Source organism: Streptococcus mitis, assembly GCF_002096895.1.
GTDB lineage: Bacteria > Bacillota > Bacilli > Lactobacillales > Streptococcaceae > Streptococcus > Streptococcus mitis_AH.
Map to the genome: position 1 here is coordinate 83,302 of NZ_NCVI01000020.1, position 26,609 is coordinate 109,910.

At 42.1% G+C, this 26,609-nt stretch carries 20 protein-coding genes; 19 read left to right on the forward strand and 1 reads right to left on the reverse strand.

From position 1 onward, the window contains the following. Positions 1 to 39: 39 nt before the first annotated feature. From glpK to B7697_RS05120, 15 genes are all read left to right on the forward strand, one after another. Complete coding sequence (gene glpK / locus B7697_RS05050) at positions 40 to 1,548, forward strand: glycerol kinase GlpK (RefSeq protein ID WP_060627350.1); 1,509 nt, start codon at positions 40 to 42, stop codon at positions 1,546 to 1,548. Between the two features lie 41 nt (positions 1,549 to 1,589). Then, positions 1,590 to 3,416: a type 1 glycerol-3-phosphate oxidase gene (gene glpO, locus B7697_RS05055; protein ID WP_084950650.1), complete on the forward strand. Its 1,827-nt coding sequence runs from the start codon at positions 1,590 to 1,592 to the stop codon at positions 3,414 to 3,416. Between the two features lie 70 nt (positions 3,417 to 3,486). Further along, positions 3,487 to 4,191: an MIP/aquaporin family protein gene (locus B7697_RS05060; protein WP_050390553.1), complete on the forward strand. Its 705-nt coding sequence runs from the start codon at positions 3,487 to 3,489 to the stop codon at positions 4,189 to 4,191. Between the two features lie 392 nt (positions 4,192 to 4,583). After that, positions 4,584 to 5,738 (forward strand): D-alanyl-lipoteichoic acid biosynthesis protein DltB, encoded by a 1,155-nt coding sequence (dltB, locus tag B7697_RS05065; protein WP_084950652.1) that lies wholly within the window; start codon positions 4,584 to 4,586, stop codon positions 5,736 to 5,738. A gap of 47 nt (positions 5,739 to 5,785) precedes the next feature. Continuing rightward, on the forward strand, positions 5,786 to 6,958 hold the full coding sequence (gene dltD / locus B7697_RS05070; protein WP_084950654.1) for a D-alanyl-lipoteichoic acid biosynthesis protein DltD: 1,173 nt from the start codon (positions 5,786 to 5,788) through the stop codon (positions 6,956 to 6,958). Positions 6,959 to 7,410: 452 nt separating this feature from the next. Further along, entirely contained in the window at positions 7,411 to 7,542 is a 132-nt protein-coding gene (locus tag B7697_RS05075) for a teichoic acid D-Ala incorporation-associated protein DltX (protein ID WP_033682482.1), read from the forward strand. A 20-nt stretch (positions 7,543 to 7,562) separates the two neighbouring features. Next, positions 7,563 to 9,113 carry a D-alanine--poly(phosphoribitol) ligase subunit DltA gene (gene dltA, locus B7697_RS05080; protein WP_084950655.1) on the forward strand — a complete coding sequence of 517 codons (1,551 nt, stop codon included), beginning with the start codon at positions 7,563 to 7,565 and terminating at the stop codon, positions 9,111 to 9,113. After that, positions 9,110 to 10,354, forward strand: a complete 1,245-nt coding sequence (dltB, locus tag B7697_RS05085) for a D-alanyl-lipoteichoic acid biosynthesis protein DltB (RefSeq protein WP_084950657.1) — start codon at positions 9,110 to 9,112, stop codon at positions 10,352 to 10,354. The genes dltA and dltB (B7697_RS05085) overlap by 4 nt, the downstream gene beginning before the upstream one ends. Positions 10,355 to 10,367: 13 nt before the next feature. Then, a complete protein-coding gene (dltC, locus tag B7697_RS05090) occupies positions 10,368 to 10,607 on the forward strand; it encodes a D-alanine--poly(phosphoribitol) ligase subunit DltC (RefSeq protein ID WP_000351967.1) in 240 nt (79 codons plus the stop codon). Then, the gene (dltD, locus tag B7697_RS05095) at positions 10,600 to 11,868 is read left to right on the forward strand and encodes a D-alanyl-lipoteichoic acid biosynthesis protein DltD (RefSeq protein ID WP_084950658.1); all 1,269 of its coding nucleotides are present in this window, start codon (positions 10,600 to 10,602) and stop codon (positions 11,866 to 11,868) included. Before dltC ends, dltD (B7697_RS05095) begins: the two co-directional genes overlap by 8 nt. Positions 11,869 to 12,020: 152 nt before the next feature. After that, positions 12,021 to 12,461 carry a zinc-dependent transcriptional regulator AdcR gene (gene adcR, locus B7697_RS05100; RefSeq protein WP_001249308.1) on the forward strand — a complete coding sequence of 147 codons (441 nt, stop codon included), beginning with the start codon at positions 12,021 to 12,023 and terminating at the stop codon, positions 12,459 to 12,461. After that, complete coding sequence (locus tag B7697_RS05105; RefSeq protein ID WP_084950659.1) at positions 12,461 to 13,165, forward strand: metal ABC transporter ATP-binding protein; 705 nt, start codon at positions 12,461 to 12,463, stop codon at positions 13,163 to 13,165. Before adcR ends, B7697_RS05105 begins: the two co-directional genes overlap by 1 nt. Next, on the forward strand, positions 13,158 to 13,964 hold the full coding sequence (locus B7697_RS05110) for a metal ABC transporter permease (RefSeq protein ID WP_000950030.1): 807 nt from the start codon (positions 13,158 to 13,160) through the stop codon (positions 13,962 to 13,964). Before B7697_RS05105 ends, B7697_RS05110 begins: the two co-directional genes overlap by 8 nt. Positions 13,965 to 13,973: 9 nt before the next feature. After that, a complete protein-coding gene (adcA, locus tag B7697_RS05115; RefSeq protein ID WP_084950661.1) occupies positions 13,974 to 15,479 on the forward strand; it encodes a zinc ABC transporter substrate-binding lipoprotein AdcA in 1,506 nt (501 codons plus the stop codon). Positions 15,480 to 16,253: 774 nt separating this feature from the next. Then, entirely contained in the window at positions 16,254 to 17,138 is an 885-nt protein-coding gene (locus tag B7697_RS05120; RefSeq protein WP_004235732.1) for an SPFH domain-containing protein, read from the forward strand. Positions 17,139 to 17,400: 262 nt separating this feature from the next. Here the strand turns inward: B7697_RS05120 and B7697_RS05125 are convergent, their stop codons facing one another. Beyond that, the gene (locus B7697_RS05125; protein ID WP_084950663.1) at positions 17,401 to 19,488 is read right to left on the reverse strand and encodes a GH92 family glycosyl hydrolase; all 2,088 of its coding nucleotides are present in this window, start codon (positions 19,486 to 19,488) and stop codon (positions 17,401 to 17,403) included. A gap of 170 nt (positions 19,489 to 19,658) precedes the next feature. Between B7697_RS05125 and B7697_RS05130 the strand changes: the two genes are divergently transcribed. The 4 genes from B7697_RS05130 (at position 19,659) to B7697_RS05145 (ending at position 26,510) form a co-directional block, all read left to right on the forward strand. Then, positions 19,659 to 20,939 (forward strand): glycoside hydrolase family 125 protein, encoded by a 1,281-nt coding sequence (locus B7697_RS05130; protein WP_084950665.1) that lies wholly within the window; start codon positions 19,659 to 19,661, stop codon positions 20,937 to 20,939. Between the two features lie 98 nt (positions 20,940 to 21,037). After that, complete coding sequence (locus B7697_RS05135) at positions 21,038 to 23,683, forward strand: alpha-mannosidase (protein WP_084950666.1); 2,646 nt, start codon at positions 21,038 to 21,040, stop codon at positions 23,681 to 23,683. A gap of 83 nt (positions 23,684 to 23,766) precedes the next feature. Next, the gene (locus B7697_RS05140) at positions 23,767 to 24,636 is read left to right on the forward strand and encodes an ROK family protein (RefSeq protein WP_049509714.1); all 870 of its coding nucleotides are present in this window, start codon (positions 23,767 to 23,769) and stop codon (positions 24,634 to 24,636) included. Further along, positions 24,630 to 26,510: a beta-N-acetylhexosaminidase gene (locus B7697_RS05145; RefSeq protein WP_084950668.1), complete on the forward strand. Its 1,881-nt coding sequence runs from the start codon at positions 24,630 to 24,632 to the stop codon at positions 26,508 to 26,510. The genes B7697_RS05140 and B7697_RS05145 overlap by 7 nt, the downstream gene beginning before the upstream one ends. The last annotated feature ends 99 nt before the right edge of the window (positions 26,511 to 26,609 follow it).

Genomic DNA, 26,609 nt, shown 5'->3' on the forward strand with positions numbered 1-26,609 from the left:
GAGGAAACATCCTCAAGATCTTTATCAGGAGGACAGCACATGTCACAAGAAAAATACATCATGGCCATTGACCAGGGGACTACAAGCTCTCGTGCCATTATTTTCAACAAAAAAGGAGAAAAGGTCAGCTCGAGTCAAAAAGAGTTTACCCAGATTTTCCCTCAGGCAGGTTGGGTAGAGCACAATGCCAATGAAATTTGGAACTCAGTCCAGTCAGTTATTGCGGGTGCTTTCATCGAAAGTGGTGTCAAGCCAAGTCAAATCGAAGCAATCGGAATTACCAACCAACGTGAAACAACTGTTGTCTGGGATAAGAAAACAGGGCTCCCTATCTACAACGCTATCGTTTGGCAGTCTCGCCAAACAGCCCCTTTGGCTGAGCAACTAAAAAACCAAGGTTATGTGGAAAAATTCCATGAAAAGACTGGTTTGATCATCGATGCTTACTTCTCTGCTACCAAGGTTCGTTGGATTTTGGACCATGTAGAAGGCGCTCAAGAGCGAGCAGAAAAAGGAGAATTGCTCTTTGGTACTATTGACACTTGGTTGGTTTGGAAATTGACTGACGGTGCGGCTCACGTGACGGACTACTCAAATGCAGCTCGTACCATGCTTTATAACATTAAAGAACTCAAATGGGATGATGAGATTTTAGAAATCCTCAATATTCCTAAAGCAATGTTGCCTGAGGTTCGTTCTAACTCTGAAATCTACGGTAAGACAGCCCCATTCCATTTCTATGGTGGAGAAGTCCCAATCTCAGGTATGGCTGGGGACCAACAGGCAGCCCTCTTTGGACAGTTGGCCTTTGAACCTGGTATGGTTAAAAATACTTATGGAACAGGTTCTTTCATCATCATGAATACTGGGGAAGAGATGCAGTTGTCTGAGAACAACCTCTTGACAACCATTGGTTACGGAATTAACGGCAAGGTTTACTATGCCTTAGAAGGTTCTATCTTCATCGCAGGAAGTGCCATTCAGTGGCTTCGTGACGGTCTTCGCATGGTCGAAAATTCACCAGAATCTGAAAAATACGCTCGTGATTCTCACAACAACGATGAAGTTTATGTCGTTCCAGCCTTTACAGGTCTAGGTGCTCCATACTGGAACCAAAATGCTCGCGGTTCTGTCTTTGGTTTGACTCGTGGAACAACTAAAGAAGACTTTATTAAGGCAACTCTTCAATCTATTGCTTATCAAGTGCGTGATATCATCGATACGATGCAGGTAGATGCTCAAACAGCTATCCAAGTCTTGAAAGTAGACGGTGGTGCAGCTATGAACAATTTCCTCATGCAGTTCCAAGCTGACATTTTGGGAATCGATATCGCACGCGCCAAAAACTTGGAAACAACAGCTCTGGGGGCAGCCTTCCTAGCAGGTTTGTCAGTGGGCTATTGGAAAGACTTGGATGAGTTGAAACTCTTGAACGAGACAGGAGAACTCTTTGAGCCATCTATGAACGAATCTCGCAAGGAGCAACTCTACAAGGGCTGGAAGAAAGCTGTGAAAGCAACCCAAGTCTTTGCGGAAGTAGACGACTAATACTGGAAGAATAAAGCGACTCAGTTAGAAAGTGTGTAAATATGGAATTTTCAAAGAAAACACGTGAATTATCAATTAAAAAAATGCAGGAACGTACCCTGGACCTCTTGATTATCGGTGGAGGAATCACCGGTGCTGGTGTAGCTTTGCAGGCTGCAGCTAGCGGTCTTGAGACTGGTTTGATTGAAATGCAAGACTTTGCAGAAGGAACATCTAGCCGTTCAACAAAATTGGTTCACGGAGGTTTGCGTTACCTCAAACAATTCGACGTAGAAGTTGTATCAGATACGGTTTCTGAACGTGCAGTGGTTCAACAAATCGCACCACACATTCCAAAACCGGACCCAATGCTCTTGCCAGTTTACGATGAAGATGGAGCGACCTTTAGCCTCTTCCGTCTTAAAGTAGCTATGGACTTGTATGACCTTTTGGCAGGAGTTAACAACACACCAGCTGCAAACAAGGTCTTGAGCAAGGAAGAAGTCTTGGAACGCCAGCCAAACTTGAAGAAAGAAGGCTTGGTAGGAGGTGGGGTTTACCTTGACTTCCGTAACAACGATGCGCGTCTAGTGATTGAAAACATTAAACGTGCCAACCAAGACGGTGCCCTTATTGCTAACCACGTGAAGGCAGAAGGCTTCCTCTTCGACGAAAGTGGCAAGATTACAGGTGTCGTAGCTCGTGATTTGTTGACAGACCAAGTCTTTGAAATCAAGGCCCGTCTGGTTATCAATACAACAGGTCCTTGGAGCGACAAGGTACGCAATTTGTCTAATAAGGAAACACAATTCTCACAAATGCGTCCAACTAAGGGAGTTCACTTGGTAGTGGATTCAAGCAAGATTAAGGTTTCACAGCCAGTTTACTTTGATACAGGTTTGGGTGACGGTCGTATGGTCTTTGTTCTCCCACGTGAAAACAAGACTTACTTCGGTACAACTGATACAGACTACACAGGTGATTTGGAACATCCAAAAGTAACTCAGGAAGATGTGGATTATCTACTTGGCATTGTCAACAACCGCTTCCCAGAAGCCAACATTACCATTGATGATATTGAAAGTAGCTGGGCAGGTCTTCGTCCATTGATCGCAGGCAATAGCGCTTCTGACTACAATGGAGGAAATAACGGTACAATCAGTGATGAAAGCTTTAATAACTTGATTGCGACTGTTGAATCTTATCTCTCTAAAGAAAAAACGCGTGAAGATGTTGAGTCTGCTGTCAGCAAGCTTGAAAGCAGTACCTCTGAGAAGCATTTGGATCCATCTGCAGTTTCACGTGGTTCGAGCTTGGACCGAGATGACAATGGCCTCTTGACCCTTGCTGGTGGTAAAATCACAGACTACCGTAAGATGGCTGAAGGAGCTATGGAGCGCGTGGTTGACATCCTCAAAGCAGAATTTGACCGTAGCTTTAAACTCATCAATTCTAAGACTTACCCTGTTTCAGGTGGAGAATTGAACCCAGCAAATGTGGACTCAGAAATCGAAGCCTTTGCGCAACTTGGAGTGTCACGTGGATTGGATAGCAAGGAAGCTCACTATCTCGCAAATCTTTACGGTTCAAATGCACCGAAGGTCTTTGTCCTTGCTCACAGCTTGGAACAAGCACCAGGACTCAGCTTGGCAGATACTTTATCACTTCACTATGCAATGCGCAATGAGTTGGCTCTTAGCCCAGTTGACTTCCTCCTTCGTCGTACTAACCACATGCTCTTTATGCGTGATAGTTTGGATAGCATCGTTGAGCCAGTTTTAGATGAAATGGGACGATTCTATGACTGGACAGAAGAAGAAAAAGCAGCTTACCGTGCGGATGTCGAAGCAGCTCTTGCTAACAACGATTTAGCAGAATTAAAAAATTAAGAAAAAATAAAAGAGGTGGAGGGCAGGACTCCTTGTCTACCCTCTCCTCCTTTTTAATGGAGACAGAAAAATGATGAATGAATTATTTGGAGAATTCCTAGGAACTTTAATCCTAATTCTTCTAGGAAATGGTGTTGTTGCAGGTGTGGTTCTTCCAAAAACCAAGAGCAACAGTGCAGGATGGATTGTGATTACCATGGGTTGGGGGATTGCAGTTGCGGTTGCAGTATTTGTATCTGGGAAGCTCAGTCCAGCTCATTTAAACCCAGCTGTGACCATCGGTGTGGCCTTAAAAGGTGGTCTGCCTTGGGCTTCCGTTTTCCCTTACATCCTAGCCCAGTTCGCAGGAGCTATGCTGGGTCAGATTTTGGTTTGGTTGCAATTCAAGCCGCATTATGAGGCAGAAGAAAATGCAGGAAATATTTTGGCTACTTTCAGCACAGGACCAGCCATCAAAGATACTGTGTCAAACTTGATTAGCGAAATCCTTGGAACCTTTGTTTTGGTATTGACAATCTTTGCATTGGGTCTTTACGATTTTCAGGCAGGTATCGGAACCTTTGCAGTAGGTACCTTGATTGTCGGTATCGGTCTATCACTAGGTGGGACAACAGGTTATGCCTTGAACCCAGCTCGTGACCTTGGACCTCGCATCATGCACAGCATCTTGCCAATTCCAAATAAGGGAGATGGAGACTGGTCTTACGCTTGGATTCCTGTTGTAGGACCTGTTATCGGTGCAGCCTTGGCTGTGCTTGTATTCTCGCTTTTCTAAGATATTAAAACTCAATTATTCATACTTCAATAAACACAACTTACAAAAAATGACCAAAATAAAGGAGTACTTTCTCACTTCATTTCGGTCATTTTGATTTTTTTAAGTTTGTATACTGGTGTTGATTACTATTTCAGCTAAAAAGTCAGAATCCTTCACCGGTTCCTTCATCAATTTTTTGTTCTTGAATTTTATTTATGGTGTGAATAATTTCGTCTCATTACTAAGAGTCGGTTTGATTTTTTATTTTAAGAAATTAGATAATCGAAGTATTTATAGTTTTTAAATTATGATATAATGAATAAAGTTAACTATCCTTGGTAATATGATAGGAACTAATCTTAAAAAGATAAATCATGAGATGAGAAAAAGAAAAAAGGAGTTTGGCTGGTATGAATTATTTCGAGGGGAATGAGTTTTTCCTTCTTTTGTGTGTAGTTTTACTAATTGGTTTTGTAGTAAACTTTTTTGAAAAACGTAAGGACTACTATATTTTGGTGCTCTCCCTCTTATTTGCAGGAGCTATTTATGGCAAGAGTAGAGCAATGATTGTCTATTTAATCTCCTTTGTAATTTATCAATATTTTCTGGTTTTCATAGCACAGAGGATAGAAACAAAGCGGCTGAAACCTCTGGTTTTCCTTTCTATTTTTCCTTTGGTGATTAATAAAGTCTTCGCCCTGACTTCTCTGCATTTGTTGGCCTTTATTGGAATTTCTTACATGTCCTTTAAGACTATTCAGATCATGCTGGAGATATCGGATGGCTTGATTAAAGAAAAGATTAGCATAAAAGACTACCTGCAATTTTTACTTTTTTTCCCTACAGTTAGTGCTGGTCCGATTGATCGGAGTAGGAGATTTTTAAAAGAGATAAACGAGGTCATGCCTCGAAAAGAGTATCTAGAGTTAGCAGGGGACGGTGTGTATCGTATCGTTCTAGGCCTTCTTTACAAGGTTGTTTTGTCAACCTATGTGTACCAGATGTTACTCGCTCTAAATAATACTGGTACAGTCGTCTACTCAATCAAGTACATGTACCTTTACACCTTGTATCTTTTTTTCGACTTTGCAGGCTATAGTCTAATGGCTGTTGGAAGTAGTAACATTCTAGGTATTCATACACCGATGAACTTTAACAAACCTTTCTTGAGTGTCGATATTAAGGATTTTTGGACCAGATGGCATATCACCTTGTCGACTTGGTTGAGAGATTTTGTGTTTTCAAGAGTATTGATGCAGGTTATCAGGAAAAAATGGTTTAAAAATAGACTACACAATGCAACCTACGCCTATATGGTCAATATGTTGGTCATGGGTTTTTGGCATGGTCTTAGTGTTAGCTACATTGTTTATGGTTTTTATCACGGTGTCTTGATGGCTGGATTTGAAGTGTATCAAAAGAAAAGCACTTTTTATAAGAAAAATAAAAACAAAAATTGGTATAAACTACTAAGTTGGTTTGTGACCATGAATTTGGTTATGATTGGTTTCTTTATCTTTTCAGGTGAACCCTATAAAATCTTACTTACGATTTTAAAGAGATAAGAACTTGAAAAGAGATTGGACGGATCGAAGGGATAGGATAAAACTAGATGATTAAACTAAAAGCATTTTTGCTATCGCTTGTGCTCGTAATTGCGACGCTTGCGCTTTTAAATGTGACATACGTCAAGAAGATTGATGATTATTATAAAGTTAAGGATAACAGTATTCGCTATAGCACTTCGTATGAAAAGTATAAAAGTAGAGATATTCTGACAAGCAATATTACTCCTAATACACTGGTTTTATTGGGCTCATCAGAGTTGGTTGCGACGATAAATGAAGACTACCATCCCAATAAAATTTTTAACTACAACGATTTTAATATCATGCAGATTGGGACCAGTTATTCACAAAACATCATTCAGGCTACGACCTTGGGGTCTATTGAAGGATCTATGACTAAGAGAAAAGTGGCTATAATAGAGTCGGTTCAGTGGTTTGAAAAAGGTGGGACTCATCAAGATGCCTTTTTGAACAAGGCTTCTCAGGAACATATTTTCCATATGCTAGGTAATGATAAGATTAGTAAGGAAACGAAAGAAAAACTAATCAATCGCATTATCGAGATTACCAAGGGGAACAAGCAACAAAATGACATCTACAAAAAATACAAAAGTTATTTCATAGATGAGAAAGGAACAATTGTTGATAAAAAACTATTAGAGTTCGATAACGCGATTTATTCCTTTAAACTCAAACAGACTTTTTATCAAAAACATGCCAAATCAGATTATCCTTCACTAGGGGATAAAACCCCAGACTATGATTGGGAGAAAATGACGAATCAGTTTGTAGAAGAGGTCAAAAAGAAAACAGACAATAATGATTATGCTGTTGATAATAACTACTACAATACCTATTTAAAAGATCGTTATACATCGCTGAAGGATTCTAGTAAAGATTTGAGTTATCTGGAGTCACCAGAGTATTCAGATATGGAACTTTTCTTGACAGTTGCCAAGGAATTGGGCATTGAAGTTGAGGTCATTATTTTCCCAGTAAATGGTAAATGGAATGACTACACAGGTGTCTCAAGAGAGATGCGGGAGAAAACTTATAAAAAAATAGAAGATGTCGCAAAAAGCCATGGTGTAACAGTACTAAACTATGGAAACAGAGAGTATGATGATTACTTTTTATTTGACGTGATGCACGTTGGAGTGAAAGGATGGATGGAAGTTGAAAAAGAACTTTACAAATTTGCAAACCAAGATAACTAACACACACCGTTTAATCTTGTGGACGCTATTTTTCTATACGGTTATCTTAAGCATCGTGATTTATTGTTTTGTGACCGATTTTTCGAACATTCAAGAATTTATCTATAGTGAATTCTAGGATTACATACTATAAAAATCTCTAGATAAAGGGAACTGCACCGATAAAGTGAGACATAAGATAAGGCTCTATAATATTTATAGTGGAAAAATCCTCTATAGGTAGTATGGAGCCTACTTTGTTGTAGCTCCCCATATAATCCATACTGAAAAGCATTTAAGCTATCATTAGAAAGAATCATATGGAACAAATTAATGTTACTGGAACGTAGTGAAAATAGACGGGTAAACAATTGAAAAACTAGTCTATAAAGTGGTATAATAGCAGAAAAATAAATTAGTAAGAAATTGATTTTATTTTAGCGGAAAATTACAGAAATGAATGGTTTTTCTTGATGAAACAGAGAAAAGAATTGTACATATTTCTTGGTCGGACAGCCTTGTATTTTCTTATCTTTCTAGGGCTGCTTTACTTCTTTAGCTATCTTGGTCAGGGTCAAGGAAGCTTTATCTATAATGAATTTTAACTTGAAGGAGAATCCTTATTATGTCAAATAAAGCAATCGTAGATATGATTGAAACCATTGAGCATTTTGCTCAGACACAGCCTAGCTATCCTGTTTACAATGTTTTGGGGCAGGAACACACTTATGGAGATTTGAAGGCTGATTCGGATAGTTTAGCTGCAGCCATCGACCAACTGGATTTACCAGAGAAGTCTCCTGTGGTTGTTTTTGGTGGCCAAGAATATGAAATGTTGGCAACTTTTGTAGCTCTGACTAAGTCAGGACATGCCTACATTCCCATTGACAGCCATTCAGCCTTGGAGCGAGTTTCGGCTATTTTAGAAGTAGCAGAGCCAAGCTTGATTATTGCTATCTCAGACTTTCCATTGGAGCAGGTTTCTACGCCAATGATGACTCTAGCTCAGGTTCAAGAAGCCTTTGCTCAAGGGACTAGTTATGAGATTACGCATCCAGTCAAGGGTGATGATAACTACTACATTATCTTTACGTCTGGTACGACTGGTAAGCCTAAGGGAGTGCAGATTTCCCATGATAACCTCCTCAGTTTTACCAACTGGATGATTACGGATAAGGAATTTGCGACGCCAAGTCGTCCGCAAATGCTGGCTCAGCCACCTTATTCTTTTGACCTGTCCGTCATGTACTGGGCGCCGACCTTGGCACTGGGAGGTACGCTTTTTGCCCTTCCTTCAGCTATTACTCAGGACTTTAAGCAACTCTTTGCGACCATTTTTTCATTGCCAATCGCTATCTGGACTTCAACGCCTTCTTTTGCGGATATGGCTATGTTGTCAGAAGACTTTAATAGCGAGAAAATGCCTGGCATCACGCATTTCTACTTTGATGGCGAAGAATTGACGGTTAAAACGGCTCAAAAACTGCGCGAACGTTTCCCAAATGCCCGTATTATCAATGCTTACGGTCCAACAGAAGCGACAGTAGCTTTGTCAGCAGTTGCTGTGACAGACGAGATGCTAGCTACTCTCAAACGCCTCCCAATCGGCTATACCAAGGCTGATTCTCCAACCTTTATCATTGATGAGGAAGGAAATAAACTGTCAAATGGTGAACAGGGAGAAATCATTGTTTCTGGGCCAGCTGTGTCAAAAGGCTATATGAACAATCCTGAAAAAACAGCGGAAGCCTTCTTTGAGTTTGAAGGTCTGCCAGCCTATCACACAGGCGATGTGGGAACTATGACAGATGAGGGCTTGCTTCTCTACGGCGGACGCATGGACTTCCAGATTAAGTTCAACGGTTACCGCATTGAGTTAGAAGATGTCTCTCAAAATCTTAATAAGTCTCGCTTTATCGAGTCTGCTGTTGCAGTACCGCGTTATAACAAGGATCACAAGGTACAAAATCTGCTAGCCTATGTCATCTTAAAAGACGGTGTTCGTGAGCAGTTTGAGCGTGATATTGATATTACCAAGGCTATCAAGGAAGATTTAACAGATATCATGATGTCCTACATGATGCCGTCTAAATTCCTTTATCGAGACAGTTTGCCACTGACTCCAAATGGAAAGATTGACATCAAAGGATTGATTAACGAGGTGAATAGGAGATGATGGAGTTCTTTAAACAGCTTCCTCATTTAGAGCCATACGGCAATCCTCAGTATTTTGTCTATGTGATTGTTGCAACCTTGCCCATCTTTATCGGTCTCTTTTTCAAGAAACGCTTTGCCTGGTATGAAGTGCTGGTTAGTCTCTTCTTTATCGTTACCATGCTGGTAGGAGGGAAGACCAATCAATTGGCTGCCTTGGGTATTTACTTGTGCTGGGAAATATTGCTCCTACTTTTCTACAAGCACTATCGAAAAAGTAAGGATGGCAAGTGGGTCTTCTACTTAGTTAGTTTTCTGTCCCTCCTTCCAATTATCTTTGTCAAGGTGCAACCGGCTATCAATGGAACGCAGTCTTTGCTTGGATTTTTGGGAATTTCTTACCTGACGTTTCGTTCGGTTGGGATTATCATCGAGCTGAGAGATGGAGTGATTAAGGATTTTACCCTCTGGGAATTCCTCCGCTTCCTACTTTTCATGCCGACTTTCTCGAGTGGTCCAATCGATCGCTTTAAGCGGTTTAATGAAAATTATCAGACCATTCCTGATCGGGATGAGTTGATGGATATGCTGGATGAATCTGTTCGCTATATCATGTGGGGCTTTCTCTACAAGTTTATCTTGGCCCATATTCTAGGAGAGACTTTGTTGCCTCCTCTGAAGAATCTAGCTTTGCAGTCAGGTGGCTTCTTTAACCCCTATGCTTTAGCGGTCATGTATACCTTTGGTCTGGAACTTTTCTTTGACTTTGCAGGTTACTCTATGTTTGCCTTAGCAATCTCAAACTTGATGGGAATCCGTAGTCCTATCAACTTTAATAAGCCCTTTCTGTCTAGGGATTTAAAAGAATTTTGGAATCGCTGGCACATGAGTCTCTCTTTCTGGTTCCGTGACTTTGTCTTTATGCGAATGGTGATGGTGTTAACCAGAAAGAAGGTCTTTAAGAATCGCAATGTAACCTCAAGTGTGGCCTACGTTGTCAATATGCTGATTATGGGATTTTGGCACGGTGTGACCTGGTACTACATCGCCTATGGACTCTTTCATGGGATTGGACTGGTCATCAATGACGCTTGGGTTCGTAAGAAAAAAACGCTCAATAAGGAACGGAAAAAAGCAGGGAAGCCTGCTCTACCTGAGAATCGCTGGATTCAGTTGCTTGGCATGGTTGTCACCTTCCATGTCGTCATGCTGTCATTCTTAATCTTTTCTGGATTCTTGAATGATCTATGGTTTAAAAAATAAAAGGAAATAAAATATGGATATCAAATCAGAAGTTATCGAAATTATTGATGAGTTGTTTATGGAAGATGTTTCTGACATGATGGATGAAGATCTTTTTGATGCAGGTGTCTTGGATAGTATGGGAACGGTTGAGTTGATTGTGGAGATTGAAAACCGTTTTGACATTCGTGTCCCTGTAACAGAGTTTGGTCGTGACGACTGGAATACAGCCAATAAAATCATAGCTGGTATTGTGGAGCTACAAAATGCTTAAACGCTTATGGATGATCTTCGGACCGGTCTTGATAGCTGGTTTGTTGGTTTTTCTGCTCATTTTCTTTTATCCTACTAGTAAAAGTTATAATTTATCAAAAGAAAAACGATATGCAGCAGCGATTAGTACACAAAGTTTTAGAGAAAGATTTCAGAAAGTGAGAGCTCTTTCGGACCCAAGTCTACGATTCATTCCTTTTTTTGGTTCTAGTGAGTGGATTCGATTTGATAGTATGCATCCAGCTGTTTTAGCGGAGAAGTACAATCGTTCGTATAGACCCTATTTTTTAGGACAAGCAGGAGCAGCTTCTTTAAATCAGTACTTTGGTATGCAGCAAATATTGCCAGAGCTAGAAAATAAACAAGCTGTTTTTGTTATTTCTCCTCAGTGGTTTACAGAAACGGAGTATGAATCTGCAGTTTTTCGTAGCTATTTTAACACGGATCAATTGGGCGCTTTTTTGGAAAATCAGTCTGGAGATGTGTCAAGTCGTTACGCCGCTTCGCGTTTAATGAAAAAGTATCCTAATGTAGTATTAGGAGATATAGTCAAAAAAATAACCGAGGGTGAGCGACTTTCAGAAATAGATAAGACACTCATAGATACATTAGCACGATTCAACGAAAAACAATCATTTCTATTTGGACAATTGTCAGTGAATGATGGAGAAAAATATAGAGATCGTGTGGAGAAATATCTGAAAGACTTACCAGATAAATTTTCCTACGATGAATTGAGAGAAATCGCTGTAAAAGATGCTGAAGCAAATACCACGAATAATGATATGGGGATGGAAAATCGTTTCTATGATACGCAAATAAAGAAAGATTTAAAAAAGTGGAAGGATTATCAGAAAAATTATAATTTTCTAAAATCATCTGAATATAATGACTTGCAATTAGTCTTAAATCAATTTGCGAATTCAAAAGTGAATGTATTGTTTGTGATTCAACCGGTTAATAAAAAGTGGATGGATTATACAGGATTAAATCAAGATATGTATCAACATGCAGTTGAAAAGATTCGTTACCAGTTAGAAAGTCAAGGCTTTACCAATATAGCAGATTTTTCAAAAAATGGTGCTGAATCTTATTTTGTAAAAGATACAATTCATATTGGTTGGTTGGGTTGGTTAGCTTTTGACAAGGCTGTTGATCCTTTCCTATCCAATCCCACACCAGCTCCGACTTACCATCTGAATGAGCGCTTTTTCAGTAAAGACTGGGCGACTTATGATGGAGATGTCAAGGAATTTCAATAGATAATAATATGGAAGAGTTCAAGAATGAAACTGGTTTTCACGTTTTTTCTTGACTCTTTTTTTGGTTGTGATATAATTAACCAGTAAATAATTTTTCAAAGAATAGTATTTTTCTCTTAAAAAAGAGAAGTCTAAAAGGAAAGGAGTCAGATATGAGACAGCTAGCGAAGGATATCGATGCTTTTTTGAATGAGGTGATTTTGCAGGCGGAAAATCAGCATGAAATCCTAATAGGTCATTGCACTAGCGAGGTGGCTCTGACCAATACTCAGGAGCACATTCTCATGCTCTTGTCAGAGGAATCTTTAACAAATTCAGAATTGGCGCGTCGCCTCAATGTTAGTCAGGCGGCAGTTACCAAGGCCATTAAGTCTTTGGTCAAGGAAGGGATGTTGGAAACATCTAAAGATCCTAAGGATGCGCGTGTGATTTTTTATCAGTTGACTGATTTGGCTCGTCCAATCGCTGAGGAGCACCATCATCACCATGAGCATACACTTTTAACTTATGAACAAGTGGCGACTCAGTTTACTCCAAATGAACAAAAAGTGATTCAGCGGTTTTTGACTGCTTTAGTAGGAGAAATCAAATAATGAGATATATTACGGTAGAGGATTTATCCTTCTATTATGATAAGGAGCCCGTTCTTGAACATATCAATTATAGTGTTGATAGTGGGGAATTTGTTACCTTGACGGGGGAGAATGGGGCAGCTAAGACGACACTGATCAAGGCCAGTCTTGGAATCCTCCAGCCACGCATTGGCAAGGTGACCATTTCAAAGACAAATACGCAGGGTAAGAAATTGAGAATAGCCTATCTTCCTCAGCAGATTGCCAGTTTTAATGCTGGTTTTCCAAGTACGGTTTATGAATTTGTCAAGTCGGGTCGCTATCCGCGAAAAGGTTGGTTCCGTCGTTTAAATGGTCATGATGAGGAGCATATCAAGGCTAGTCTGGACTCAGTGGGTATGTGGGAACATCGAGACAAACGCTTGGGTTCTCTTTCTGGGGGCCAAAAGCAGCGAGCGGTAATCGCGCGTATGTTTGCTTCTGACCCAGATGTGTTTATCCTAGATGAGCCGACAACGGGGATGGATGCAGGAAGTAAAAACGAATTTTATGAACTCATGCACCACAGCGCCCATCACCATGGCAAGGCTGTTTTGATGATTACCCATGACCCTGAAGAAGTTAAGGACTATGCGGACCGCAATATTCATCTAGTCCGTAACCAAGATTCGCCATGGCGTTGTTTCAACGTTCATGAAAATGATCAGGAGGTAGGCCATGCTTAGTTTATTATCTTATGACTTTATGCAGCGTGCCTTTCTGGCCGTTATTGCCATGAGTCTTTTCTCGCCGGTATTGGGAACCTTCCTTATCTTGCGTCGTCAGAGTTTGATGAGTGATACCCTCAGCCACGTCTCGCTTTCGGGTGTAGCCTTTGGGTTGGTTTTGGGGATTTCTCCGACTATTTCAACTATTGCTATTGTCTTGATTGCGGCGGTCTTTCTGGAGTATCTCCGTACAGTTTACAAGAGCTTTATGGAAATCGGGACAGCTATCCTCATGTCAACAGGTCTGGCTGTTTCTCTGATTGTCATGAGCAAAGGCAAAAGCTCTAGTTCTATGAGTTTGGACCAGTACCTTTTTGGTTCAATCGTGACGATTAGCGAGGAACAGGTCATTTCCCTCTTTGTCATTGCGGCGGTTGTTTTGATTTTGACCTTCCTCTTCTTGCGTCCGATGTATATCCTGACCTTTGATGAGGATACGGCCTTTGTGGACGGCTTGCCTGTTCGTACCATGTCCATTCTTTTTAACATGGTGACGGGGGTGGCCATTGCTCTTATGATTCCAGCTGCGGGAGCTCTTCTGGTATCGACCATTATGGTCTTGCCAGCTAGTATTGCCCTTCGTCTAGGAAAAAACTTTAAATCGGTCATGTTGCTTGCCAGTGCTATTGGATTTTTGGGAATGGTAGCAGGACTTTACATTTCCTACTATGCAGAAACACCTGCAAGTGCAAGTATTACCATTATTTTTGTAACTGTCTTTTTACTCATTAGTTTAGTAAGACGTTTTATCAAATAGGAGACTAACGTGAAAAAAATTAGCTTATTGCTAGCCAGTCTATGTGCCTTGTTTTTAGTGGCTTGTTCCAATCAAAAGCAGGCAGATGGCAAACTAAATATCGTGACAACCTTTTACCCTGTCTATGAATTTACCAAGCAAGTTGCAGGAGATACTGCTAATGTAGAACTCCTAATTGGTGCTGGTACAGAACCCCATGAATATGAACCGTCTGCCAAGGCAGTTGCCAAAATCCAAGATGCAGATACCTTCGTTTATGAAAATGAAAACATGGAAACATGGGTACCTAAATTGCTAGATACTTTGGATAAGAAAAAGGTCAAAACCATCAAGGCGACAGGCGATATGTTGCTCTTGCCAGGTGGTGATGAAGAAGAGGGAGACCATGACCATGGAGAAGAAGGTCATCATCATGAGTTCGATCCCCATGTTTGGTTATCACCAGTTCGTGCGATTAAACTAGTAGAGCACATCCGTGACAGCTTGTCAGCAGACTATCCTGATAAAAAAGAGACCTTTGAGAAGAATGCTGCTGCCTATATTGAAAAATTGCAAGCCTTGGATAGGGCTTATGCAGAAGGCTTGTCTCAAGCCAAACAAAAGAGCTTTGTGACTCAACACGCAGCCTTTAACTACCTTGCCTTGGACTATGGACTCAAACAAGTCGCTATCTCAGGCCTCTCTCCAGATGCAGAACCATCAGCTGCTCGTTTGGCAGAATTGACAGAGTATGTCAAGAAAAATAAAATTGCCTATATCTACTTTGAAGAAAATGCCTCACAAGCCCTTGCTAACACACTTTCAAAAGAGGCAGGTGTCAAAACAGATGTCCTTAATCCTTTGGAAAGTCTGACAGAAGAGGATACCAAGGCTGGCGAAAACTACATCTCCGTTATGGAGAAAAACCTCAAGGCTTTGAAACAAACAACGGACAAAGAAGGCCTAGCAATCGAGCCTGAAAAGGCAGAGGATACCAAGACAGTTCAAAATGGTTACTTTGAAGATACAGCTGTCAAGGACCGCACCTTGAGTGACTATGCAGGTAACTGGCAATCAGTTTATCCTTTCCTTGAAGATGGAACTTTTGATCAGGTATTTGACTACAAGGCTAAGTTGACTGGTAAGATGACTCAGGCTGAGTACAAGGCCTACTATACAAAAGGCTATCAGACAGATGTGACTAAGATTAATATCACTGATAATACTATGGAATTTGTTCAAGGTGGACAAAGCAAGAAATATACTTACAAGTATGTTGGTAAGAAAATCTTGACTTACAAGAAAGGCAATCGTGGCGTGCGCTTCCTCTTTGAAGCGACAGATGCTGACGCTGGACAGTTCAAGTATGTTCAGTTTAGCGACCACAATATCGCCCCAGTTAAGGCAGAACATTTCCATATCTTCTTTGGGGGCACAAGCCAAGAAGCTCTCTTTGAAGAAATGGATAACTGGCCAACCTACTACCCAGATGACCTATCTGGCCAAGAAATCGCCCAAGAAATGTTAGCGCATTGATGAGAAACCGACTAGTTCATAAGAGCTAGTCGGTTTTTGGGTACTAGATGGCTAACTTCATGATAGATCTTTCAGATACATAAGGCGCTTTAAAAAATAAATAAAACTCTTGAAATATCGGGGCTTGTATGTTAAAATGATTTTAACGGACAAGGTTCATTAGAACACCAAAGCCCTTAACTATGCCAGTAGTTAAGGGCTTTTTTGACGTATCTTAGCGATTTAGTGGGTGTTGATAGGCTAGTCATTCGGTCTACTTCTTACCATCTAGCCATTTGCAGACGAAATACAAGATAATTCCTGCTATAACATCCGCTATAATAGTAAGAGCAAGCTCGGGTATAAGGCTCATTAGTTTCACATCCTCTCACGAACCGTAAGGAAGGTAATCGGTAACCGATGACAAAAATAGTATACACATCAAATTTAGATCATCAACCTCACTTCATGCTTGAACTATTGGAGTGCGGTTCACTTCAATGATGTTTTTTGTGAGTCTTTTAAAGGAATTAACCGTTACTTGTTTCATTTGTTTGTCCACGACTTGTAAAACTCAGATAGTATGTTGATAATCAACGGAGTTAGAGAGAACTCGCATGGTAGATCTAATTCTTTACCAGTTGTTTTAGCAAGAAATCAGACGACAATGTGACAATTCACCTCTAATTATTGACATTTCAGGAAAAATCGCAGTAAAAACTGCACAGCCTTCTTTAAATGTGCTATAATACAGGAAAAATAATGATGGAGGTCACGATAATGGCAACATTTTTGATGATTTTTGTGGTGGTTTGTGTGCTCCTATTGGTGATAGTCACACTGAGTACAGTTTATGTGGTTCGTCAGCAGTCGGTGGCGATTATTGAACGCTTTGGGAAATACCAAAAGGTTGCCAATAGCGGTATTCATATTCGCTTACCTTTTGGAATTGACTCGATTGCAGCACGGATTCAATTGCGCTTGTTGCAAAGCGATATTGTGGTTGAGACTAAGACAAAGGACAATGTGTTCGTTATGATGAATGTGGCGACCCAGTACCGTGTCAATGAGCAGAGCGTGACAGATGCTTACTATAAACTCATGCGTCCAGAATCTCAGATTAAATCTTATATCGAAGATGCTCTTCGCTCTTCTGTTCCCAAATTAACCTTGGATGAATTGTTTGAGAAAAAAGATGAGATTGCCCTTGAAGTTCAACATCAAGTAGCAGAAGAAATGACTACTTACGGTTATATTATTGTGAAAACCTTGATTACTAAGGTCGAACCAGATGCAGAAGTCAAGCAATCCATGAATGAAATCAATGCGGCACAACGTAAGCGGGTTGCAGCGCAAGAATTGGCGGAAGCAGATAAGATTAAAATCGTCACTGCAGCTGAAGCCGAAGCAGAAAAAGACCGCCTTCATGGTGTGGGGATTGCCCAACAACGTAAGGCAATTGTGGATGGATTGGCAGAGTCTATTACAGAACTCAAGGAAGCCAATGTTGGCATGACAGAAGAACAAATCATGTCCATCCTCTTGACCAACCAGTATTTGGACACTTTGAATACCTTTGCTTCTAAAGGAAATCAAACGATCTTTTTACCAAATACGCCAAATGGTGTGGATGATATCCGTACACAAATCTTGTCAGCCCTCCGTGCTGAGAAGAAATAATCGACTAAAGAGCCTGGAGTCAGGCTCTTTTTAGTGTTCGTGAGAGATAAGTCTTAGCTATTCATAAAAGTTACTAACAGGTTGTGGATAAGTGTGGATAACTTCTGATTATTTTAGTGATAATTTTTATTTGTGTGACCAATTTAGTAACTTTTGAGGATTATAAAGTAGTTTTAATTGCTGAAACTCAAGAGTTAAGCACAGTTTGGAATAGTTATTCACAGATTGTGGATAATCTTGGGGATTGCAGATTTTTTATTATTTAGCGATGACTTGGTAGCCAGCTAAGTATAAAGGTTAGTTGTTCAGCTTTTAAGAGCTTTTGGTGTTGAATAGTTGATACGAGTGATTTGTCTAGTCGGCATTCTTTTACAAAGTTAAAATGGCTGTGGTTTTGCTCAGCATGAATATCTAGCCATTTATTTTCTTTAGCTAGGTAGATACGGAGGTGGTTAAAGAGAGGGATTCCGAGATCATAGCTTGGTTTTCCTGGACAGGTCGGATAAAATCCGAGAGCTGACCAGATATACCAAGCCGAGAGACTACCGTTATCCTCATCACCAGGATAGGCTTGCCAGTTTGCGTGAAAGGCTTTCTGACGGAGAGTCTTGATGAGAAGGGCAGTGTAGTCAGGATAGTCGCTGTAGCGGAATAGATAAGGAATGTGGAAGCTCGGCTGGTTGGAAATAGCGACTTGTCCAAACGGAGCTGTAGCCATTTCGCTCATTTCATGAATCTCGTAACCATAGCCTGTTGTCTCAAAGAGGGGGGCATCTTGACAGGTTTTCAAAAGATAGTTGCTAAAGGATTCTTTTCCACCCATAAGTTGGATTAAGCCTGGGATGTCGTGGAGGACGCCTAAGGTTGCTTGGATGGCTGGACATTCGGCATAGTCGCGTCCCCAACTATAAGGAGAGAAGTCAGGGCGGAAGTTGCCTTGACTATCACGCGCTCGCATGTAACCTGTCTCAGCGTCAAATAGATGGCGGTAATTTTGTGATGCGGCCTTGTAGGTTTCAGCGATTTCTATTTTCCCTAGTTTTTCAGCACAGCTAGAGATACAAAAGTCACTATAGGCATAGTCTAGGGTGTGGCTGACGCTTTCGTGGTGGTCGGTAGAGAGGTAGCCTAGTTCTTGGTATTGGGCTAATCCGTGACGACCATTGATGCCGAGAGGGTCGGACTTGCTGGCTGTTTCAAGCATGGCTTGGAGGAGTTCTTCTTCTAGGTCGGGGGCCATGTCCTTGCAGGCGCTATCTGCGATAATGCCATCTAGCAGGGTACCTGGCATCATGCCACGTTCATCTGGAGCCAGCCATTTTGGAAGAAATCCAGTATCACGGTAGCTATTGAGGAAACCTTCTAAAAAGCGGTGATAGTGTTCAGGTATGATAAGGGCAAAGAGGGGGAAGGTGGTGCGGAAGGTATCCCAGAAACCATTGTTGCTGAAGAGAACACCAGGCTTGACGGTACCAGCAGCCAGATCCATGTGGATGGCTTGTCCTGATTCATCAACCTCATAAAAAGTCTGGGGAAAGAGGAAGAGTCTGTAGAGGCAGTGGTCAAAAAAGGTTCGGTCAGCCTCTCCTGTCTCTATAACGTCAAAACGGTGGAGGAGATTTTCCCAGTCCGCTTGCGCATTTGCTTTACAGTTATCAAAGTCCGTTTGAGGTAGATTGATTAGAGCTTGAGAAGGAGAGATGAAAGAAGTCCCTAGCTGAATCTCAGTATGACTATCTGCCAGGTCTATTCGCCAGTCTCTACCTTCTTGGATGATAGCAAGAATATCTGTATTCATTTGCAGGGTAGTGAAGAGTATCAGTGGATTTTTGTTGGTCTCAGTTTTTCCTTCTTGTCGCAGGGCAAGAGTTCGCTTATCTACTTGCTCCACGGTCAGTTCATCTGCTGCGTAAAGATAGAGGGAGAGGGCTTTGCCTTGCTTTTGTTCCAAACGAATAGAAGCACCGTAGCAAGTCGGTGTGAGCTGGGTTTCAATCTGATAGCGCAGGGAGAAAATTTTTAGATAATGGGGTTGGAAAGAGGCATTATCCATATCATAGGAAGACTGACGATGAAAGAGGCTGTCTCCACCTAGCTGACCTGTGACAGGTGTCAGAAGGAGCCAAGAGTAGTCGCCAATCCAAGGGCTGGGCTGGTGGGTTAATCGAATCCCCTGAAAGATAGGCAGATGTGGATCGAAAAACCAAGATCCATCCTGGTCACTGGTCTGGGGTACAAAGTAATTCATCCCAAAAGGAACGCCTGTGTATGGTAGGGTATTTCCCCGAGAAAAGGCATGCTTGCTGGCAGTTCCAAATCGGGTATCGATGGTTTCAAGTAGTGGTTTCATAGTCTTTCCTTTGGCTGTTTTTCTACATTATATCAGAAAAAGATAGCCTTTAGAAAAGGAGTTTCAAAGATAACTATTTTGTAGAAAAATGACTATCATTTGTGTATGTATTTTCTGTCTCAAAAGCTATATACTGAAAATGAAACTTGTTTGAAAGAGGAAACTGCAGGATGATTTATTCGAAAGAAATTGTTAGAGAATGGCTGGATGAAGTGGCAGAGCGGGCTAAGGACCATCCAGAGTGGGTGGATGTTTTCGAGCGTTGCTACACCGACACCTTGGACAATACGGTTGAAATCCTAGAAGATGGTTCAACTTTTGTCTTGACTGGGGATATTCCTGCCATGTGGCTTCGGGATTCGACAGCTCAACTCAGACCCTACCTGCATGTGGCTAAAAGAGATGCGCTCCTGCGTCAGACCATTGCAGGTTTGGTCAAGCGTCAGATGACCTTGGTACTCAAGGATCCTTATGCCAATTCTTTCAACATTGAGGAGAACTGGAAGGGGCACCACGAGACTGACCACACAGACCTTAACGGCTGGATTTGGGAACGTAAGTACGAGGTAGACTCGCTTTGCTATCCTTTGCAGCTGGCTTATCTCCTCTGGAAAGAGACTGGCGAGACTAGTCAGTTTGATGAGACTTTTGTCGCAGCGACTAAGGAAATTCTTCATCTGTGGACAGTGGAACAAGACCACAAGAACTCTCCTTATCGTTTTGTCCGCGATACGGACCGCAAGGAAGATACCTTGGTAAATGATGGCTTTGGCCCTGATTTTGCAGTGACAGGCATGACCTGGTCAGCTTTTCGTCCGAGTGATGACTGCTGTCAGTATAGTTACTTGATTCCGTCAAATATGTTTGCTGTAGTAGTCTTGGGGTATGTTCAAGAAATCTTTGCAGCATTAGATCTAGCTGATAGCGAGAGAGTTATCGCAGACGCTAAGCGTCTCCGTGCTGAAATCCAAGAAGGAATTGAAAACTACGCTTACACTACCAACAGCAAGGGCGAAAAGATTTATGCCTTTGAAGTGGATGGTCTAGGAAATGCCAGCATCATGGATGATCCAAACGTACCAAGTTTGTTGGCTGCACCTTATCTGGGCTACTGCGATATTGACGACGAAGTCTATCAAGCAACTCGTCGTACCATTCTGAGCCCTGAAAATCCATATTTCTACCAAGGAGAATACGCTAGCGGTCTCGGAAGTTCTCATACCTTCTATCGCTATATCTGGCCCATTGCCCTGTCTATCCAAGGCTTGACAACAAGAGATAAGGCAGAGAAGAAATTCTTGCTGGATCAGCTGGTTGCTTGCGATGGTGGTACAGGTGTTATGCATGAAAGCTTCCACGTGGATGACCCAACTCTCTACTCTCGTGAATGGTTCTCTTGGGCTAATATGATGTTCTGTGAGTTGGTCTTGGATTACTTGGATATCCGTTAAGGAACACGCTTTAGCGCAACTGATTCTTGGAAAGAATCACAAATTTACATTTAAAACGTTAACAATAAAAATTTAAATTTAGAATGAGGTTTTACTTCATGGAAAATGTTGTCGTACATATTATCTCACATAGTCACTGGGATCGTGAGTGGTACTTGCCTTTTGAAAGCCACCGTATGCAGTTGGTGGAATTATTTGACAATCTCTTTGATCTCTTTGAAAATGACCCTGAGTTCAAGAGCTTCCACTTGGATGGTCAAACCATTGTCCTTGATGACTACTTGGAGATTCGCCCTGAAAATCGCGACAAAGTCCAACGATACATCGACCAAGGCAAACTTAAAATTGGTCCTTTTTACATCTTGCAAGATGACTACTTGATTTCAAGTGAAGCCAATGTCCGTAATACTCTTATCGGTCAGCAGGAGGCTGCAAAATGGGGCAAATCAACTCAGGTTGGTTACTTCCCAGATACCTTTGGAAATATGGGGCAAGCGCCTCAAATCCTTCAAAAATCAGGCATTCACGTGGCAGCCTTTGGTCGTGGTGTGAAACCGATTGGATTTGACAACCAAGTTCTCGAAGATGAGCAGTTTACTTCCCAGTTTTCAGAAATGTACTGGCAGGGTGCGGATGGTAGTCGTGTTCTCGGTATCCTCTTTGCCAACTGGTATAGTAATGGGAATGAAATTCCAGTGGATAAAGACGAGGCCTTGACCTTCTGGAAACAAAAACTGGCAGACGTGCGTGACTACGCTTCGACCAACCAGTGGTTGATGATGAACGGCTGTGACCACCAGCCTGTGCAGAAAAATCTGAGTGAAGCCATTCGTGTAGCAAATGAACTCTTCCCAGATGTAACCTTTGTTCATAGTTCTTTTGATGAATATGTCCAAGCCGTGGAAAGTGCCCTACCAGAGCAATTATCAACGGTTACAGGTGAGTTGACCAGTCAGGAAACAGACGGCTGGTACACACTTGCCAACACTTCTTCATCTCGTATTTATCTCAAACAAGCCTTCCAAGAAAATAGCAACCTCCTAGAGCAAGTTGTAGAACCCTTGACGATTATCACTGGGGGTCATAACCACAAGGACCAGTTGACCTATGCTTGGAAAACTCTTTTACAAAATGCGCCACATGATAGCATCTGTGGCTGTAGCGTGGACGAAGTTCACCGTGAGATGGAAACTCGTTTTGCCAAGGTCAACCAAGTCGGAAACTTTGTGAAGAGCAATCTTCTTAACGAGTGGAAGGGCAAAATAGCTACAGCTAAGGCTCAAAGTGACTATCTCTTTACTGTTATTAACACAGGATTGCATGATAAGGTTGATACTGTCAGCACAGTGATTGATGTGGCGACTTGTGATTTCAAGGAATTGCACCCAACAGAAGGCTACAAGAAGATGGCTGCTCTTACCTTGCCAAGCTACCGTGTAGAGGACTTGGAAGGTCGTCCTGTAGAGGCTAAAATCGAAGACCTTGGAGCTAATTTTGAGTACGATTTACCAAAAGACAAGTTCCGCCAAGCTCGTATCGCTCGCCAAGTGCGCGTGACCATTCCTGTTCACCTAGCGCCACTTTCTTGGACAACCTTCCAATTGCTGGAAGGAGAGCAAGAACACCGCGACGGTATTTACCAAAACGGAGTGATTGATACGCCATTTGTAACGGTAAGTGTGGATGACAATATCACAGTCTATGACAAGACAACTCACGAAGCCTATGAAGATTTTATCCGCTTCGAAGACCGTGGTGACATCGGAAACGAGTATATCTATTTCCAACCAAAAGGAACAGAGCCTATCTATGCAGAGCTTAAGGGCTATGAGGTCTTGGAAAACACAGCTCGTTACGCTAAGATTTTGCTCAAACATGAATTGACCGTGCCTGTCAGTGCGGACGAAAAGCTAGAAGAAGAGCAAAAAGGTATCATCGAGTTTATGAAGCGTGAAGCAGGACGTTCAGAAGAGTTGACAAGCCTTCCTCTGGAAACTGAGATGACTATCTTCGTGGATAATCCACAAATTCGCTTTAAAACTCGCTTTACTAACACTGCCAAAGACCACCGTATCCGTCTCTTGGTCAAGACTCATAATACGCGTCCAAACAATGATTCTGAAAGCATTTATGAGGTGGTGACACGACCAAACAAACCAGCTGCTTCTTGGGAAAATCCTGAAAATCCTCAACACCAACAAGCCTTTGTCAGCCTGTATGATGATGAAAAAGGTGTGACTGTATCAAATAAGGGATTGAATGAATACGAAATCCTTGGAGACGACACCATTGCAGTGACGATTTTGCGTGCATCAGGTGAGTTGGGTGACTGGGGTTACTTCCCAACACCAGAAGCCCAATGCTTGCGTGAGTTTGAAGTCGAGTTTGCGCTTGAATGCCACCAAGCCCAAGAACGCTTCTCAGCTTTCCGTCGTGCTAAAGCCTTGCAGACACCATTCACAGCTCTTCAAGTTGCAAAACAAGAGGGTAGCGTGGCTGCGACTGGTAGCCTCTTGAATCATTCTGTTCTCAGCATACCGCAAATCTGTCCAACAGCCTTTAAGGTAGCTGAAAATGAAGAAGGCTATGTGCTTCGTTACTACAATATGTGTAGTGAAAATGTGCGTGTACCGGAAAGTCAACATCTCTTCCTTGACCTACTTGAACGACCATACCCCGTTCATAGAGGCCTCATTTCACCGCAAGAGATTCGTACAGAATTCATCAAAAAAGAAGAAATTTAATTTCAAAAAGTAAACATAAAGAGAAAGGAGGGGCGAAAAGGTAAGAACTAACTGCTGATTCGCCCCTTTTTATGGTAAAAACAATGACTATTGCAACGATTGATATCGGAGGGACTGGGATTAAGTTTGCCAGTCTGACTCCTGATGGGAAAATACTAGATAAGACAAGCATTCCAACGCCAGAAAGTTTGGAGGACTTACTAGCTTGGCTAGATCAACGTTTGTCAGAGCAGGATTATAGCGGGATTGCTATGAGCGTTCCAGGCGCGGTCAATCAAGAGACAGGTGTGATTGATGGCTTCAGTGCAGTACCCTACATTCACGGATTTTCTTGGTATGAGGCGCTTAGCTCTTATCAGATTCCTGTCCATCTGGAAAATGATGCCAACTGCGTTGGACTCAGTGAATTACTGGCTCATCCAGAACTTGAAAATGCAGCCTGTGTCGTGATTGGGACAGGGATTGGCGGAGCCATGATTATCAATGGTAGACTTCATCGAGGTCGCCACGGTCTGGGTGGAGAATTTGGCTACATGACAACTCTTGCCCCTGCTGAAAAGCTCAACAACTGGTCGCAATTAGCGTCAACTGGAAATATGGTGCGATACGTGATTGAAAAATCTGGTCAGACTGACTGGGACGGTCGCAAAATTTACCAAGAGGCCGAAGCAGGAAATACCCTTTGTCAAGAAGCTATCGAGCGCATGAATCGTAATATGGCGCAAGGCTTGCTCAATATCCAATATCTTATTGATCCAGATGTCATCAGCCTGGGAGGCTCTATCAGTCAAAATCCAGATTTTATTCAAGGTGTCAAGAAGGCTGTTGATTATTTTGTCGATACCTACGAAGAATACACAGTCGCACCTGTTATCCAGGCCTGCACCTATCACGCAGATGCCAATCTCTACGGTGCCCTTGTCAACTGGCTACAGGAGGAAAACCAATGGTAAGATTTACAGGAATTAGTGACAAACAAGCGCAAGCTATTGAAGTATTAAAAAAACACATTTTTCTACCAGATGTAGAGGTAGCTGTCGCTCAGTCTGACCAAGCCTCTATCTCTATCAAGGGTGAGGGTGGCCACTATCAACTAACTTACCGCAAACCCCACCAACTTTATCGTGCCTTGTCCCTGTTGGCAACATCCCTAGCAGAAGGTGATAAAGTAGAGATTGAGGAACAGGCGGCTTATGAAGATTTAGCCTACATGGCAGACTGTTCTCGAAATGCGGTGCTGAATGTGGCTTCTGCCAAGCAGATGATTGAGGTCTTGGCTCTCATGGGCTACTCAACCTTTGAGCTCTACATGGAAGATACCTACCAGATTGAAGGGCAGCCTTACTTTGGCTATTTCCGTGGAGCCTACTCAGCTGAGGAATTGCAGGAAATCGAAGCCTATGCCCAGCAGTTTGATATGACCTTTGTGCCATGTATCCAGACTTTGGCCCACTTGTCTGCCTTCGTTAAATGGGGTGTCAAAGAAGTGCAGGAGCTCCGTGATGTGGAGGATATCCTCCTTATTGGCGAAGAAAAGGTTTATGACCTGATTGATGGCATGTTTGCCACTCTGTCTAAGCTGAAGACTCGCAAGGTCAATATCGGGATGGACGAAGCCCACTTGGTTGGTTTGGGACGCTACCTGATTCTAAACGGTGTGGTGGATCGTAGTCTCCTCATGTGCCAACACTTGGAGCGCGTGCTGGATATTGCAGACAAATATGGTTTCCACTGCCAGATGTGGAGCGATATGTTCTTTAAACTTATGTCAGTAGATGGGCAGTACGACCGTGATGTGGAAATTCCAGAAGAAACTCGTGTCTACCTAGACCGTCTCAAAGATCGTGTGACCTTGGTTTACTGGGACTATTATCAGGATAGCGAGGAAAAATACAACCGTAACTTTAGTAACCACCACAAGATTAGTCATGACCTTGCCTTTGCGGGGGGTGCTTGGAAGTGGATTGGTTTCACACCCAACAACCATTTCAGCCGTCTCATTGCTCTTGAAGCCAATAAAGCCTGTCGCGCCAATGATATCAAAGAAGTCATCGTGACGGGTTGGGGGGACAATGGTGGGGAAACTGCCCAATTCGCTGTCCTACCAAGCTTGCAAATCTGGGCAGAACTCAGCTATCGCAATGACCTAGACCGTTTGTCTGCTCATTTCCAGACCAATATAGGTCTATCGGTTGAAGATTTTATGCAGATTGACCTAGCTAATCTCTTGCCAGACCTACCAGGTAATCTCAGCGGGATCAATCCTAACCGCTATGTCTTTTATCAGGATGTTCTCTGTCCGATCCTTGACCGACACATGACACCTGAACAGGACAAACCGCACTTCGCTCAGGCTGCTGAGACGCTTGCTAACATTAAAGAAAAAGCTGCCAACTATGCCTACCTCTTTGAAACTCAGGCCCAGTTGAACCAGATTTTAAGTAGCAAAGTGGATGTGGGACGACGCATTCGTCAAGCCTATCAAGTGGATGATAAGGAAAGTCTACAAGAAATCGCCAGACAAGAATTACCAGAACTCAGAAGCCAAATCGAACACTTCCATGCCCTCTTTAGCCACCAATGGCTGAAAGAAAACAAGGTCTTTGGTTTGGATACGGTCGATATCCGTATGGGCGGACTCTTGCAACGCATCAAACGCGCAGAAAGTCGTATTGAGGCTTATCTGGCTGGTCAGATTGACCGCATCGATGAGTTAGAAGTGGAAATCCTGCCATTTACTGACTTTTACGCAGACAAGGACTTCGCAGCCACAACAGCCAACCAGTGGCATACTATTGCGACAGCTTCAACCATCTACACGACCTAAAACAAGAACATTGTGTCTTATGAAGAGTGTTTCTCGTGAAACATCCCTTTCTTAAAAAAGTACTCCACATAAAATAATTTGTGGAGTTTTTTCTATAAT

Coding starts and splice junctions, on each gene's coding strand:
- B7697_RS05145 (WP_084950668.1), top strand. CDS start 24,630: ATGGTAAGATTTACAGGAATTAGTGACAAACAAGCGCAAGCTATTGAA.
- B7697_RS05075 (WP_033682482.1), top strand. CDS start 7,411: ATGAAACAGAGAAAAGAATTGTACATATTTCTTGGTCGGACAGCCTTG.
- B7697_RS05110 (WP_000950030.1), top strand. CDS start 13,158: ATGCTTAGTTTATTATCTTATGACTTTATGCAGCGTGCCTTTCTGGCC.
- B7697_RS05125 (WP_084950663.1), bottom strand. CDS start 19,488: ATGAAACCACTACTTGAAACCATCGATACCCGATTTGGAACTGCCAGC.
- glpO (WP_084950650.1), top strand. CDS start 1,590: ATGGAATTTTCAAAGAAAACACGTGAATTATCAATTAAAAAAATGCAG.
- B7697_RS05060 (WP_050390553.1), top strand. CDS start 3,487: ATGATGAATGAATTATTTGGAGAATTCCTAGGAACTTTAATCCTAATT.
- dltB (WP_084950657.1), top strand. CDS start 9,110: ATGATGGAGTTCTTTAAACAGCTTCCTCATTTAGAGCCATACGGCAAT.
- dltA (WP_084950655.1), top strand. CDS start 7,563: ATGTCAAATAAAGCAATCGTAGATATGATTGAAACCATTGAGCATTTT.
- B7697_RS05130 (WP_084950665.1), top strand. CDS start 19,659: ATGATTTATTCGAAAGAAATTGTTAGAGAATGGCTGGATGAAGTGGCA.
- B7697_RS05140 (WP_049509714.1), top strand. CDS start 23,767: ATGACTATTGCAACGATTGATATCGGAGGGACTGGGATTAAGTTTGCC.
- B7697_RS05120 (WP_004235732.1), top strand. CDS start 16,254: ATGATTTTTGTGGTGGTTTGTGTGCTCCTATTGGTGATAGTCACACTG.
- dltD (WP_084950654.1), top strand. CDS start 5,786: ATGATTAAACTAAAAGCATTTTTGCTATCGCTTGTGCTCGTAATTGCG.
- B7697_RS05135 (WP_084950666.1), top strand. CDS start 21,038: ATGGAAAATGTTGTCGTACATATTATCTCACATAGTCACTGGGATCGT.
- dltB (WP_084950652.1), top strand. CDS start 4,584: ATGAATTATTTCGAGGGGAATGAGTTTTTCCTTCTTTTGTGTGTAGTT.
- dltC (WP_000351967.1), top strand. CDS start 10,368: ATGGATATCAAATCAGAAGTTATCGAAATTATTGATGAGTTGTTTATG.
- dltD (WP_084950658.1), top strand. CDS start 10,600: ATGCTTAAACGCTTATGGATGATCTTCGGACCGGTCTTGATAGCTGGT.
- B7697_RS05105 (WP_084950659.1), top strand. CDS start 12,461: ATGAGATATATTACGGTAGAGGATTTATCCTTCTATTATGATAAGGAG.
- glpK (WP_060627350.1), top strand. CDS start 40: ATGTCACAAGAAAAATACATCATGGCCATTGACCAGGGGACTACAAGC.
- adcR (WP_001249308.1), top strand. CDS start 12,021: ATGAGACAGCTAGCGAAGGATATCGATGCTTTTTTGAATGAGGTGATT.